Raw genomic sequence first — 13566 nt, forward strand, 5'->3', positions numbered from 1 at the left:
AAAATTTTAACGCGCGGGATCCAGCGCCTGGTCCGGCAGCGGTTGCTGCGCGGCCTCCGCTTCCAGCAGGATCAGCTTATCTTCCAGCGCAAAGCGTGCCGCCAGCGTTTCGCCGATATCCGACAGGGCCTGGTGGAATTCCAGACAAATCTCCTGATCGATATCCACTTCGGTATAGCGATCGTGGAACGCCATGATCTGTTCGGTATTGGCCCACAGCTTGGGGTAGATGTTCACCGCCAGCGACATTTTCGGACTGGCCGCGCCTTCCACTTGTTTGATAATTCTGTCATAGATATGAAAATGCCCTGCGGAGAGGTAATCCACCAGGTTGTGGCAAAAGTTCTCCAGCGCTTTTTCATTCAGCGGCGTATGCTTTTCTTTATTCGGTTTGAGGCCTACCAGCGTGCAGTAGGCGACCAGCAACTGTTTGCGGGCCTGAAGCCATTGATCAACTAATTCATTACTACCGCCAACGCGCTGAGTCAGCCTTTCCAAACGGTTGAGCATGTTTGACTCCGTGTAAGTAATAAAAGTAACCGGTAAGTTATTAAAATGTAACAAAGCCGATTTGTAGAGTGCCAGTGAAGCTGAGGTTGTGCAACAACGATATGGAACTTGCATTAACGGGCAATGAAAACGGCTGGTGGATCGTCAGCCATGAAAGCAAACTTTGGTTACCAAACGGTGAATTGCCGTCGGGGAAGGCCGCCGCCCTCGGGCTGCAGGGCCACATGGCGCGCACCATCGGTGAATGGGAGGGCGCGCCGGTTTGGCTGGTGCGCCAGGCGATGCCGCGGGAGATGGGATCGGTGCGTCAGTTGTTGGATCAGGATCGCGGTCTGTTCCAGCTTGCCGGGCGCGGCGTGCAGCTGGCGGATTTCTACCGCTCTCATCGCTACTGCGGCTATTGCGGCCATGAAATGCACCTCAGCCGCACCGAAAGCGCCTGTCTGTGCGGCCACTGCAAAGAGCGGTACTACCCGCAGATTGCACCCTGCGTGATCGTCGCCATTCGGCGCGACGATCAGATCCTGCTGGCGCAACACGTGCGCCATCGCGGCGGTATCCACACGGTGCTGGCCGGCTTCGTCGAAGTGGGCGAAACGCTGGAGCAGGCGGTGGTGCGCGAAGTGATGGAAGAGAGCAATATTGAAATCAAGAACCTGCGCTACGTCACTTCACAACCGTGGCCGTTCCCACACTCGCTGATGATGGCCTTTATGGCCGATTACCATCAGGGTGACATTCGCCACGATCCCAAGGAGCTGCTCAACGCCGGCTGGTATCGCTACGACCAGCTGCCGCTGTTGCCGCCGCCCGGCACCGTGGCGCGCCGGTTGATTGAGGACACCGTGGCGCTGTGCCGGGCAGAATAATGTACAATGGCCGGCAGATTATTAAGGGAGCCCCATAAATGACTGAGTTGAAGAACGATCGCTACCTGCGCGCGCTGCTGCGCCAGCCGGTGGATGTGACCCCCGTATGGATGATGCGTCAGGCCGGTCGTTATTTACCGGAGTACAAGGCGACCCGCGCCCAGGCCGGTGATTTCATGTCGCTGTGCAAGAACGCGGAGCTGGCCTGCGAGGTCACGCTGCAGCCGCTGCGCCGCTATGCGCTGGACGCCGCCATCCTGTTCTCCGACATTCTCACCATTCCCGACGCCATGGGGCTCGGCCTGTACTTTGAAGCCGGCGAAGGCCCGCGTTTCAGCTCCCCCGTGACCTGCCGCGCCGACGTCGACAAGCTGCCGGTGTTCGATCCGGAAGTGGAGCTGGGTTATGTGATGAACGCGGTGCGTACCATTCGCCGCGAGCTGAAGGGCGAAGTGCCGCTGATCGGTTTCTCCGGCAGCCCGTGGACGCTGGCGACTTATATGGTCGAAGGCGGCAGCAGCAAAGCCTTCACCAAGCTGAAGAAGATGATGTATGCCGAACCGGCCACGCTGCACCTGTTGCTGGACAAGCTGGCGGACAGCGTGATCCTGTACCTCAATGCCCAGATTAAAGCCGGCGCGCAGTCGGTGATGGTGTTCGACACCTGGGGCGGCGTACTGACCGGGCGCGATTACCGCGAGTTCTCTTTGCACTACATGCACAAGATCGTCGACGGGTTGCTGCGTGAAAACGACGGCCGCCGCGTGCCGGTGACGCTGTTCACCAAAGGCGGCGGGCAGTGGCTGGAGGCGATGGCCGCCACCGGCTGCGATGCGTTGGGGCTGGATTGGACCACCGACATCGCCGACGCGCGTCGGCGCGTCGGCGACAAAGTGGCGCTGCAGGGCAATATGGATCCGTCGATGCTGTATGCCTCCCCGGCGCGTATCGCAGAAGAGGTGGAGACCATTCTGGCCGGTTTTGGCCACGGCAACGGCCATGTGTTCAACCTGGGCCACGGCATCCATCAGGATGTGCCGCCGGAGCACGCCGGCGCCTTCGTCGAGGCGGTACACGCGCACTCGGCGAAATACCACCGTTAAGGATCCGATGTGACCGATATGGCGGCCCTGCGCGCCGAACAGCTGCGGCGCGCGGCTGAAGTCATTCGCTACGACGATCTGCCGGCCGAACCGCCGGCCTTCATCGCCGGCGCCGACGTGGGCTTCGAACAAGAGGGGGCGGTGACGCGCGCCGCCATCGCCATTCTGCGCTATCCGTCGCTGGAGCTGGTGGAGTATCAGGTGGCACGTATCGCCACCGTCATGCCCTACATCCCGGGCTTCCTGTCGTTTCGCGAATACCCGGCGCTGTTGGCCGCCTGGGCGCAGCTGCAGCAGAAACCGGGGCTGATCTTCGTCGACGGGCACGGTATTTCGCATCCGCGGCGTCTCGGCGTCGCCAGCCATTTCGGCCTGCTGGTCGATGTGCCGACTGTCGGCGTGGCCAAGAAGCGCCTGTGCGGCAAATTTGCACCGCTGGACGCCGCCGTCGGCGCGCTGGCGCCGTTGGAAGATAAGGGTGAACAGCTGGGCTGGGTGTGGCGCAGCAAGGCGCGTTGCAACCCGCTGTTCATCTCCACCGGGCATCGCGTGGGCGCCGACAGCGCGCTGGCGTGGGTGCAACGCTGCATGGCGGGCTACCGTTTACCCGAGCCGACCCGCTGGGCCGACGCCATCGCATCGCGTCGTCCGGCGTTTCAGCGGTGGTTGCAGCAGCATCCGGAGGTGTCGCCATGAGCGATTTCGGGTACACTGCGCCGCAGATAACGCGTAAGAGAGTAAAGCATGCTACGTAACCCGATTCATTTACGCCTGGAACGGCTCGAGGCCTGGCAACATTTGACCTTTATGGCCAGTTTGTGCGAGCGTATGTACCCGAATTACCAGATGTTCTGCAAACAGACCGAGTTCGGCGATCCGGCGGTTTATCGCCGCATTCTGGATTTGGTGTGGGAAACGCTGGTAGTGAAGGATGCCAAGGTCAACTTCGACAGCCAGCTCGAGAAGTTGGAAGAGGCGATTCCGTCGGCGGAAGATTACGATCTTTACGGCGTTTACCCGGCAATTGATGCCTGTATCGCATTAGGGGAACTGATCCATTCGCGGCTCGGCGGGGAGACGCTGGAGCACGCCATCGCCATCAGCGAAACATCGATTCGCACCGTGGCGATGTTGGAAATGACCCAAGCCGGTAAGGAAATGACCGACGAAGAGTTGGAAAGTTTGCCTGCGGTAGAGGAAGAATGGGACATTCAATGGGAAATTTTCCGCCTGTTGGACGCCTGTGAAGAGCGCGATATCGACCTGATCAAGGGGCTGCGATCCGACCTGCGAGAGGCGGGTGTCAGCAACATCGGGATAAATTTAGCGCAATAAGGCAACAAAACGTGATTTAACGCCTGATTTGTCATGCCTTAAGGCTTCACATCCGCACCCTGTCTGGTCTACATTTGGGGGGCGTAAAAAAAGTGGCTATCGGTGCGTGTATGCAGGAGAGTGCTGTCAATCGGCATATCCGTCGCACTCGATGCTTTGCAAACGATAAACACACTGTAAGGATAACTTATGAACAAGACTCAACTGATTGATGTAATCGCGGACAAGGCTGACCTTTCCAAAGCACAAGCTAAACTGGCTCTGGAATCCACCCTGGCTGCTATTACTGAGTCTCTGAAAGAAGGTGATGCAGTACAATTGGTTGGCTTCGGTACTTTCAAAGTAAACCATCGTAGCGAGCGCACTGGCCGCAACCCGCAGACTGGCAAAGAAATCAAAATCGCAGCAGCCAACGTGCCTGCGTTCGTTTCTGGCAAAGCACTGAAAGACGCTGTTAAATAAGACCGCGCCTCGGTGAAAAGATTAAACAGAGGGGCGATGGCGCCCCTTTTGTTTACTCGTCGGGTGCTCATGGCCGCCGGCATCGCCCTCGGTCTGAGCGCCTGCAGTTTCCATTCCGATATTCCCAGCTTTACCGCCAGCGGCTTTGTGGCCGATCAGGGCGTGATACGCCTGTGGCGTAAAGACGATGAGCAACATCGCCCGCAGGTGCTGGTCAGCGTCTATAGCCCCTACCGGGGGCCGGGTACCATCACCACGTTGTACACCTATCAGGGCGACGTGCTGCGCCAAATCAAACGCAATGACGCCGACGGCGATCGAGATTCCATTCAACTGCGCTTTGCCGATGACGGCACGGTGAGCTTTATGCAGCGCCAGCTGGCGACACGCCGCGAACCGCTGACCCGTGATGAAATCGCCCTGTACCAATATCAGGCGCGACGGATCCTCGAAGTGAGCAATGCGCTGCGGGCCGGCAAGGTCAAATTGCTGCAGGGGCGTTGGATGCAGGGCGAAGTGCAAACCTGCGACGGCCAGCGCTTAAAACCTGGGTTGGATGCCACCGCCATCGCCTGGATCGAAAAACGCGCCCGCAGCAGCAGCCGGCCGGTGAGTGTCGCCTGGTTGGAAGCGCCGGAAGGCAGCGAACTGCTGCTGGTAGCGAACGACGATTTCTGCAGTTGGGAACCGAAAGAAGACCAGCTATAAAAAAGGCCCCGCGCTGCGGAGCCTCTCGTCATGACCTTATACGGTCAATCACTTGCCGCGCGCAATCGCGCGATAACCGATGTCTTTGCGGCAGAAGCTGCCCGGCCACTCAATGCCTTCGGCCAGCTGGTAGGCGCGTTGCTGCGCCTGAGCCACGGTGTCGCCCAGCGCGGTTACGCACAGCACGCGGCCGCCGCTGGTGACGACGTCATTGCCTCGCAGGTTCGTTCCGGCATGGAACACCTTACCGTCGGCGCTTTCCTGCTGCGGCAATCCCTGGATAACTTCGCCGTTGCGATAGTCGCCCGGATAACCGCCGGCCGCCAGCACTACGCCGAGCGCAGGGCGTTCGTCCCAGTCGGAGCTTTTCTCGTTCAGGCGGCCTTCCGCGCCCGCCAGGCACAGTCCCACCAGATCGGAACGCAGGCGCAGCATGATGGGCTGGGTTTCGGGATCGCCAAAACGACAGTTGAATTCGATCACCTTCGGCTGACCATCGGCGGCGATCATCAGGCCGGCGTACAGGAAGCCGACGTAGGTGTTGCCTTCCGCCGCCATGCCGCGCACCGTTGGCCAAATCACCTGATCCATGGCGCGCTGGTGGATTTCGTCGGTCACGACCGGCGCCGGGGAGTAGGCGCCCATACCGCCGGTGTTCGGGCCGGTATCGCCGTCGCCGACGCGCTTGTGGTCCTGGCTGGTGGCCATCGGCACCACGTTCTCGCCGTCGACCATCACGATGAAGCTGGCCTCTTCACCATCAAGGAACTCTTCCACCACGATGCGATGACCGGCGTCGCCGAAGGCGTTGCCGGCCAGCATGTCACGCACGGCTTCTTCCGCTTCCTGCAACGTCATCGCGACGATCACGCCTTTACCGGCCGCCAGGCCATCAGCCTTGATGACGATCGGTGCGCCTTTGCGGCGCACATAGGCCAGTGCCGGCTCCACCTCGGTGAAGTTTTCATATTCGGCGGTCGGGATGCGGTGGCGCGCCAGGAAATCCTTGGTGAAGGCTTTGGAGCCTTCGAGCTGCGCGGCGGCCTGCGACGGGCCAAAGATTTTCAGGCCGACGGCCTGAAAGGCGTCGACCACGCCGATCACCAGCGGCGCTTCCGGCCCGACGATGGTCAGACCGATGTCATGGCTCTGGGCGAAAGCGACCAGCGCAGGGATGTCGGTGGCGGCGATCGCCACGTTTTCCAGATTGGCTTCCAGCGCGGTGCCGGCATTGCCCGGCGCAACGTAGACTTTATCCGCCAGCGGAGACTGGGCGGCTTTCCAGGCCAGCGCGTGCTCGCGCCCGCCGTTGCCGATAATCAAAATGTTCATCAGGGGCTCCACGAATGGCGTGCGCCGGAGCGCACGCGGCAAAAGGAATTAATGGCGGAAGTGACGCATGTCGGTAAAGATCATGGCGATGCCGTGTTCGTTGGCGGCGGCGATCACTTCGTCGTCGCGGATAGAGCCGCCCGGCTGGATCACGCAGGTAATGCCGACCGCCGCCGCGGCGTCGATGCCGTCGCGGAACGGGAAGAAGGCATCGGAGGCCATGGCAGACCCTTTCACTTCCAGCCCTTCGTCGCTTGCTTTGATGCCGGCGATCTTGGCGGAGTAAACGCGGCTCATCTGGCCGGCGCCTATGCCGATGGTCATGTTGTCACGTGCATAAACGATGGCATTGGATTTCACGAACTTGGCCACTTTCCAGCAGAACAGCGCGTCGCGCAGTTCCTGTTCGGTCGGCTGGCGCTCGGATACCACACGCAGATCGGCGGCGGTCACCATGCCGAGATCGCGATCCTGCACCAGCAGGCCGCCGTTGACGCGTTTGAAGTCCAGCCCCGCCACGCGTTGCTGCCACTGGCCGCAGGCCAGCACACGCACGTTCTGCTTGGCTGCCAGCAGGGAGCGCGCTTCCTGGGTGACGTTTGGTGCGATGATCACTTCCACGAATTGGCGGCTGATGATCGCCTGCGCGGTGGCGGCATCCAGCTCGCGGTTAAAGGCGATGATGCCGCCAAAGGCGGAGGTCGGGTCGGTTTGGTAAGCGCGCTCGTAGGCGGCCAGGATGTCGTCGCCGATCGCCACGCCGCAAGGGTTGGCGTGTTTGACGATCACGCAGGCCGGCTCGGCGAACTCTTTCACGCATTCCAGCGCGGCGTCGGTATCGGCGATGTTGTTATAGGACAGCGCCTTGCCCTGCAGCTGCTCGGCGGTCGCGACGGACGCTTCCTTTACCTCTTCTTCTATATAGAAGGCGGCCTGCTGGTGGCTGTTCTCACCGTAGCGCATATCCTGCTTCTTGATGTAGTTGAGGTTCAGGGTACGCGGGAAGCGGCCGGACGGCTGTTCGGTCTCGCCGTGGTACGCCGGCACCAGCGCGCCGAAGTAGTTGGCGATCATGCTGTCGTAGGCGGCGGTGTGCTCGAAGGCCTTGATGGCGAGATCGAAGCGGGTGGCATAGCGCAGAGAGCCGTCGTTGTTGTCCATCTCGGTAATGATGGCGGCGTAGTCGCTGCTCTTCACCACGATGGCAACGTCTTTATGGTTCTTGGCGGCGGAGCGCACCATGGTCGGGCCGCCGATATCGATATTCTCGACCGCGTCTTCCAGCGAGCAATCCGGGCGCGCCACGGTTTGGGCGAACGGGTACAGATTGACGACCACCATGTCGATAGGCTTGATGTCATGCTGGTTCATGACGGCGTCGTCCTGGCCGCGGCGGCCGAGGATACCGCCGTGAACTTTCGGGTGCAGGGTCTTAACTCGTCCGTCCATCATTTCCGGGAAGCCGGTGTAGTCGGATACTTCGGTAACGGGCAGACCGGCGTCTGCCAGCAGGCGGGCGGTACCGCCGGTGGAGAGCAGTTCAACGCCGCGCTGGGAAAGCGCTTCGGCGAATTCAACGATACCGGCTTTGTCAGACACGCTGAGCAGGGCCCGGCGGATTGGACGAGGTTGTTGCATGGTTTTATCCCTTGGCTTTGAGTCGCAATTAAAGAGCGTTACGTGAATGTCCACCTCGTTCTCTCTATAAGGAAGGTTTTTTGCCTTATAAAGGGAGGGTCAGGCACATATTCAGGTAACGCCCCCATAAAAAGGGGGATCGTCTCGTCGCGGGGAATTGTAGCGAAAACGTTTGCGTGGCGCTCGTAAATTTTCCGTACAAATCGCATCTGTGGATAACACTGTGTGCAAGTGGGTATAAGGCGGGGTTTTGCTGTGGAATGCAGCGAACGATCGTTTTTGCTGAAAATACCTGTTGCGGCCTGCGAGGAACTCCCTATAATGCGCCTCCATCGACACGGCGCAAGTGATTCACTTCACACGGTGACCGGGAAGAAAGAGAAAAAATCCTGAAAATTAGGGTTGACTCTGAAAGAGGAAAGCGTAATATACGCCACCTCGAGTTAGCAAGCGAAAGCGCCTAACTCACTGCTCTTTAACAATTTATCAGACAATCTGTGTGGGCACTCCACAAGACGATATCCAGCATCTTCGGATGCAAAAAAATATCAAGTCTTGAAGAGTGACTAACTGAAGTAAAATTCATGCAGTAAATCTTTGAGCATCGCTTCTCGAGTGGAAGCAAATCAAGCTTTTAATTGAAGAGTTTGATCATGGCTCAGATTGAACGCTGGCGGCAGGCTTAACACATGCAAGTCGAGCGGTAGCACGGGGGAGCTTGCTCCCTGGGTGACGAGCGGCGGACGGGTGAGTAATGTCTGGGAAACTGCCTGATGGAGGGGGATAACTACTGGAAACGGTAGCTAATACCGCATAACGTCGCAAGACCAAAGAGGGGGACCTTCGGGCCTCTTGCCATCAGATGTGCCCAGATGGGATTAGCTAGTAGGTGGGGTAATGGCTCACCTAGGCGACGATCCCTAGCTGGTCTGAGAGGATGACCAGCCACACTGGAACTGAGACACGGTCCAGACTCCTACGGGAGGCAGCAGTGGGGAATATTGCACAATGGGCGCAAGCCTGATGCAGCCATGCCGCGTGTGTGAAGAAGGCCTTCGGGTTGTAAAGCACTTTCAGCGAGGAGGAAGGTGGTGAACTTAATACGTTCATCAATTGACGTTACTCGCAGAAGAAGCACCGGCTAACTCCGTGCCAGCAGCCGCGGTAATACGGAGGGTGCAAGCGTTAATCGGAATTACTGGGCGTAAAGCGCACGCAGGCGGTTTGTTAAGTCAGATGTGAAATCCCCGGGCTCAACCTGGGAACTGCATTTGAAACTGGCAAGCTAGAGTCTCGTAGAGGGGGGTAGAATTCCAGGTGTAGCGGTGAAATGCGTAGAGATCTGGAGGAATACCGGTGGCGAAGGCGGCCCCCTGGACGAAGACTGACGCTCAGGTGCGAAAGCGTGGGGAGCAAACAGGATTAGATACCCTGGTAGTCCACGCTGTAAACGATGTCGATTTGGAGGTTGTGCCCTTGAGGCGTGGCTTCCGGAGCTAACGCGTTAAATCGACCGCCTGGGGAGTACGGCCGCAAGGTTAAAACTCAAATGAATTGACGGGGGCCCGCACAAGCGGTGGAGCATGTGGTTTAATTCGATGCAACGCGAAGAACCTTACCTACTCTTGACATCCAGAGAACTTTCCAGAGATGGATTGGTGCCTTCGGGAACTCTGAGACAGGTGCTGCATGGCTGTCGTCAGCTCGTGTTGTGAAATGTTGGGTTAAGTCCCGCAACGAGCGCAACCCTTATCCTTTGTTGCCAGCGGTTCGGCCGGGAACTCAAAGGAGACTGCCAGTGATAAACTGGAGGAAGGTGGGGATGACGTCAAGTCATCATGGCCCTTACGAGTAGGGCTACACACGTGCTACAATGGCATATACAAAGAGAAGCGACCTCGCGAGAGCAAGCGGACCTCATAAAGTATGTCGTAGTCCGGATTGGAGTCTGCAACTCGACTCCATGAAGTCGGAATCGCTAGTAATCGTAGATCAGAATGCTACGGTGAATACGTTCCCGGGCCTTGTACACACCGCCCGTCACACCATGGGAGTGGGTTGCAAAAGAAGTAGGTAGCTTAACCTTCGGGAGGGCGCTTACCACTTTGTGATTCATGACTGGGGTGAAGTCGTAACAAGGTAACCGTAGGGGAACCTGCGGTTGGATCACCTCCTTACCTAAAGATATTAGTTCGAGTGGCGTGCTCACACAGATTGTCTGATAGAAAGTAACGAGCAGAAATACCTTTATAGGCTTGTAGCTCAGGTGGTTAGAGCGCACCCCTGATAAGGGTGAGGTCGGTGGTTCAAGTCCACTCAGGCCTACCACTTCTCGGAAGTGGAAAAGGTACTGCGCGTGACTGTATGGGGCTATAGCTCAGCTGGGAGAGCGCCTGCCTTGCACGCAGGAGGTCAGCGGTTCGATCCCGCTTAGCTCCACCATATAGTCCGGTATTTCAATACTTCAGAGTATATTGGCGACAGTATGCTGCGAAGTATTTTGCTCTTTAACAATCTGGAACAAGCTGAAAATTGAAACATGACGGCTGAAATTTATCCCTCCGTAGAAGTACTGGGATAAAGAGTAACCTGTCATAGAGTCTCTCAAATGTTTGCAGCACGAACGATGGAAACATCTTCGGGTTGTGAGGTTAAGTGACTAAGCGTACACGGTGGATGCCTAGGCAGTCAGAGGCGATGAAGGGCGTGCTAATCTGCGAAAAGCGTCGGTAAGGTGATATGAACCGTTACAACCGGCGATACCCGAATGGGGAAACCCAGTGTGTTTCGACACACTATCATGTCATGAATAGATAGTGGCATGAGGCGAACCGGGGGAACTGAAACATCTAAGTACCCCGAGGAAAAGAAATCAACCGAGATTCCCCCAGTAGCGGCGAGCGAACGGGGAGGAGCCCAGAACCTGAATCGGCTTGTGTGTTAGTGGAAGCGTCTGGAAAGTCGCGCAGTAAAGGGTGATAGCCCCGTACACTAAAATGCACAGGTCGTGAGTTCGATGAGTAGGGCGGGACACGTGACATCCTGTCTGAATATGGGGGGACCATCCTCCAAGGCTAAATACTCCTGACTGACCGATAGTGAACCAGTACCGTGAGGGAAAGGCGAAAAGAACCCCGGCGAGGGGAGTGAAATAGAACCTGAAACCGTGTACGTACAAGCAGTGGGAGCACCTTCGTGGTGTGACTGCGTACCTTTTGTATAATGGGTCAGCGACTTATATTTTGTAGCAAGGTTAACCGTATAGGGGAGCCGTAGGGAAACCGAGTCTTAACTGGGCGAATAGTTGCAAGGTATAGACCCGAAACCCGGTGATCTAGCCATGGGCAGGTTGAAGGTTGGGTAACACTAACTGGAGGACCGAACCGACTAATGTTGAAAAATTAGCGGATGACTTGTGGCTGGGGGTGAAAGGCCAATCAAACCGGGAGATAGCTGGTTCTCCCCGAAAGCTATTTAGGTAGCGCCTCGTGAACTCATCTTCGGGGGTAGAGCACTGTTTCGGCTAGGGGGCCATCCCGGCTTACCAAACCGATGCAAACTCCGAATACCGAAGAATGTTATCACGGGAGACACACGGCGGGTGCTAACGTCCGTCGTGAAGAGGGAAACAACCCAGACCGCCAGCTAAGGTCCCAAAGTCATGGTTAAGTGGGAAACGATGTGGGAAGGCATAGACAGCCAGGATGTTGGCTTAGAAGCAGCCATCATTTAAAGAAAGCGTAATAGCTCACTGGTCGAGTCGGCCTGCGCGGAAGATGTAACGGGGCTAAACCATGCACCGAAGCTGCGGCAGCGACGCTTAGGCGTTGTTGGGTAGGGGAGCGTTCTGTAAGCCGTTGAAGGTGGCCTGTGAGGGTTGCTGGAGGTATCAGAAGTGCGAATGCTGACATAAGTAACGATAAAGCGGGTGAAAAGCCCGCTCGCCGGAAGACCAAGGGTTCCTGTCCAACGTTAATCGGGGCAGGGTGAGTCGACCCCTAAGGCGAGGCTGAAAAGCGTAGTCGATGGGAAACAGGTTAATATTCCTGTACTTGGTGTTACTGCGAAGGGGGGACGGAGAAGGCTAGGCTAGCCGGGCGACGGTTGTCCCGGTTTAAGCGTGTAGGGGGTGTGACCTGGTAAATCCGGTTGCATATCAACCCTGAGGCGTGATGACGATGCACTACGGTGCAGAAGTAGTTGATGCCCTGCTTCCAGGAAAAGCCTCTAAGCTCCAGGTAACATTAAATCGTACCCCAAACCGACACAGGTGGTCAGGTAGAGAATACCAAGGCGCTTGAGAGAACTCGGGTGAAGGAACTAGGCAAAATGGTGCCGTAACTTCGGGAGAAGGCACGCTGGCATGTAGGTGAAGTCCCTTGCGGATGGAGCTGAAGCCAGTCGAAGATACCAGCTGGCTGCAACTGTTTAATAAAAACACAGCACTGTGCAAACACGAAAGTGGACGTATACGGTGTGACGCCTGCCCGGTGCTGGAAGGTTAATTGATGGGGTCAGCCGCAAGGCGAAGCTCTTGATCGAAGCCCCAGTAAACGGCGGCCGTAACTATAACGGTCCTAAGGTAGCGAAATTCCTTGTCGGGTAAGTTCCGACCTGCACGAATGGCGTAATGATGGCCAGGCTGTCTCCACCCGAGACTCAGTGAAATTGAACTCGCTGTGAAGATGCAGTGTACCCGCGGCAAGACGGAAAGACCCCGTGAACCTTTACTATAGCTTGACACTGAACATTGAGCCTTGATGTGTAGGATAGGTGGGAGGCTTTGAAGCGTGGACGCCAGTCTGCGTGGAGCCATCCTTGAAATACCACCCTTTAATGTTTGATGTTCTAACTCGGCCCCATAATCTGGGGTGAGGACAGTGTCTGGTGGGTAGTTTGACTGGGGCGGTCTCCTCCCAAAGAGTAACGGAGGAGCACGAAGGTTAGCTAATCACGGTCGGACATCGTGAGGTTAGTGCAAAGGCATAAGCTAGCTTGACTGCGAGAGTGACGGCTCGAGCAGGTACGAAAGTAGGTCTTAGTGATCCGGTGGTTCTGAATGGAAGGGCCATCGCTCAACGGATAAAAGGTACTCCGGGGATAACAGGCTGATACCGCCCAAGAGTTCATATCGACGGCGGTGTTTGGCACCTCGATGTCGGCTCATCACATCCTGGGGCTGAAGTAGGTCCCAAGGGTATGGCTGTTCGCCATTTAAAGTGGTACGCGAGCTGGGTTTAGAACGTCGTGAGACAGTTCGGTCCCTATCTGCCGTGGGCGTTGGAAGATTGAGAGGGGTTGCTCCTAGTACGAGAGGACCGGAGTGAACGCACCACTGGTGTTCGGGTTGTCATGCCAATGGCATTGCCCGGTAGCTAAGTGCGGAAAAGATAAGCGCTGAAAGCATCTAAGCGCGAAACTTGCCTCAAGATGAGTCTTCCCTGGGCCTTTAAGGCCCCTGAAGGAACGTTTAAGACTAAGACGTTGATAGGCTGGGTGTGTAAGTGCAGCGATGCATTGAGCTAACCAGTACTAATGATCCGTGAGGCTTAACCTTACAACACCGAAGGTGTTTTTAGAGAGATTTTCAGCGAAGTTCCGAGATTGGT

At 57.0% G+C, this 13566-nt stretch carries 9 protein-coding genes, 2 tRNA genes and 2 rRNA genes; 10 read left to right on the forward strand and 3 right to left on the reverse strand.

The features are described 5' to 3' along the window. Positions 1-6: 6 nt before the first annotated feature. A complete protein-coding gene (locus C3F38_RS03695; RefSeq protein ID WP_033655324.1) occupies positions 7-510 on the reverse strand; it encodes an Rsd/AlgQ family anti-sigma factor in 504 nt (167 codons plus the stop codon). 101 nt (positions 511-611) lie between these two features. Here C3F38_RS03695 and nudC point away from each other — a divergent pair, with 101 nt between their 5' ends. The 6 genes from nudC to C3F38_RS03725 all read left to right on the forward strand — a co-directional run bounded on the left by nudC (position 612) and on the right by C3F38_RS03725 (position 4987). Next, a complete protein-coding gene (gene nudC / locus C3F38_RS03700) occupies positions 612-1379 on the forward strand; it encodes an NAD(+) diphosphatase (RefSeq protein ID WP_038872949.1) in 768 nt (255 codons plus the stop codon). A 38-nt stretch (positions 1380-1417) separates the two neighbouring features. Then, entirely contained in the window at positions 1418-2482 is a 1065-nt protein-coding gene (gene hemE, locus C3F38_RS03705; protein ID WP_033636735.1) for a uroporphyrinogen decarboxylase, read from the forward strand. Positions 2483-2491: 9 nt separating this feature from the next. After that, positions 2492-3178, forward strand: coding sequence for a deoxyribonuclease V (gene nfi / locus C3F38_RS03710; protein WP_055317534.1), 687 nt, complete (start codon positions 2492-2494; stop codon positions 3176-3178). A 48-nt stretch (positions 3179-3226) separates the two neighbouring features. Further along, positions 3227-3817: a YjaG family protein gene (locus tag C3F38_RS03715; RefSeq protein ID WP_025160203.1), complete on the forward strand. Its 591-nt coding sequence runs from the start codon at positions 3227-3229 to the stop codon at positions 3815-3817. A gap of 189 nt (positions 3818-4006) precedes the next feature. After that, positions 4007-4279 (forward strand): nucleoid-associated protein HU-alpha, encoded by a 273-nt coding sequence (gene hupA / locus C3F38_RS03720; protein ID WP_004929874.1) that lies wholly within the window; start codon positions 4007-4009, stop codon positions 4277-4279. Between the two features lie 36 nt (positions 4280-4315). Continuing rightward, positions 4316-4987, forward strand: coding sequence for a DUF1481 domain-containing protein (locus tag C3F38_RS03725; protein WP_080479052.1), 672 nt, complete (start codon positions 4316-4318; stop codon positions 4985-4987). A 48-nt stretch (positions 4988-5035) separates the two neighbouring features. Here C3F38_RS03725 and purD read toward each other — a convergent pair whose 3' ends face one another. Beyond that, positions 5036-6319, reverse strand: a complete 1284-nt coding sequence (gene purD / locus C3F38_RS03730) for a phosphoribosylamine--glycine ligase (protein ID WP_055317536.1) — start codon at positions 6317-6319, stop codon at positions 5036-5038. Between the two features lie 48 nt (positions 6320-6367). After that, entirely contained in the window at positions 6368-7957 is a 1590-nt protein-coding gene (gene purH, locus C3F38_RS03735; protein ID WP_100247391.1) for a bifunctional phosphoribosylaminoimidazolecarboxamide formyltransferase/IMP cyclohydrolase, read from the reverse strand. 635 nt (positions 7958-8592) lie between these two features. Between purH and C3F38_RS03740 the strand changes: the two genes are divergently transcribed. The 4 genes from C3F38_RS03740 to C3F38_RS03755 all read left to right on the forward strand — a co-directional run bounded on the left by C3F38_RS03740 (position 8593) and on the right by C3F38_RS03755 (position 13514). Then, a 16S ribosomal RNA gene (locus tag C3F38_RS03740) occupies positions 8593-10134 on the forward strand. A 74-nt stretch (positions 10135-10208) separates the two neighbouring features. After that, positions 10209-10285: transfer RNA gene (locus C3F38_RS03745), tRNA-Ile, on the forward strand. Positions 10286-10323: 38 nt separating this feature from the next. Beyond that, positions 10324-10399: transfer RNA gene (locus C3F38_RS03750), tRNA-Ala, on the forward strand. Between the two features lie 207 nt (positions 10400-10606). Next, a 23S ribosomal RNA gene (locus tag C3F38_RS03755) occupies positions 10607-13514 on the forward strand. The 16S and 23S rRNA genes sit together here with 2 tRNA genes alongside, the layout of an rRNA operon. Positions 13515-13566: the final 52 nt, after the last annotated feature.

Source organism: Serratia sp. SSNIH1 (assembly GCF_002935055.1).
Classification (GTDB): Bacteria; Pseudomonadota; Gammaproteobacteria; order Enterobacterales; family Enterobacteriaceae; genus Serratia; species Serratia nevei.

What these genes read in the sequence shown, in the direction of transcription:
- nudC (WP_038872949.1), top strand. Translation starts at nt 612, where the DNA reads ATGGAACTTGCATTAACGGGCAATGAAAACGGCTGGTGGATCGTCAGC.
- purH (WP_100247391.1), bottom strand. Translation starts at nt 7,957, where the DNA reads ATGCAACAACCTCGTCCAATCCGCCGGGCCCTGCTCAGCGTGTCTGAC.
- C3F38_RS03725 (WP_080479052.1), top strand. Translation starts at nt 4,316, where the DNA reads ATGGCGCCCCTTTTGTTTACTCGTCGGGTGCTCATGGCCGCCGGCATC.
- C3F38_RS03715 (WP_025160203.1), top strand. Translation starts at nt 3,227, where the DNA reads ATGCTACGTAACCCGATTCATTTACGCCTGGAACGGCTCGAGGCCTGG.
- hupA (WP_004929874.1), top strand. Translation starts at nt 4,007, where the DNA reads ATGAACAAGACTCAACTGATTGATGTAATCGCGGACAAGGCTGACCTT.
- hemE (WP_033636735.1), top strand. Translation starts at nt 1,418, where the DNA reads ATGACTGAGTTGAAGAACGATCGCTACCTGCGCGCGCTGCTGCGCCAG.
- purD (WP_055317536.1), bottom strand. Translation starts at nt 6,319, where the DNA reads ATGAACATTTTGATTATCGGCAACGGCGGGCGCGAGCACGCGCTGGCC.
- C3F38_RS03695 (WP_033655324.1), bottom strand. Translation starts at nt 510, where the DNA reads ATGCTCAACCGTTTGGAAAGGCTGACTCAGCGCGTTGGCGGTAGTAAT.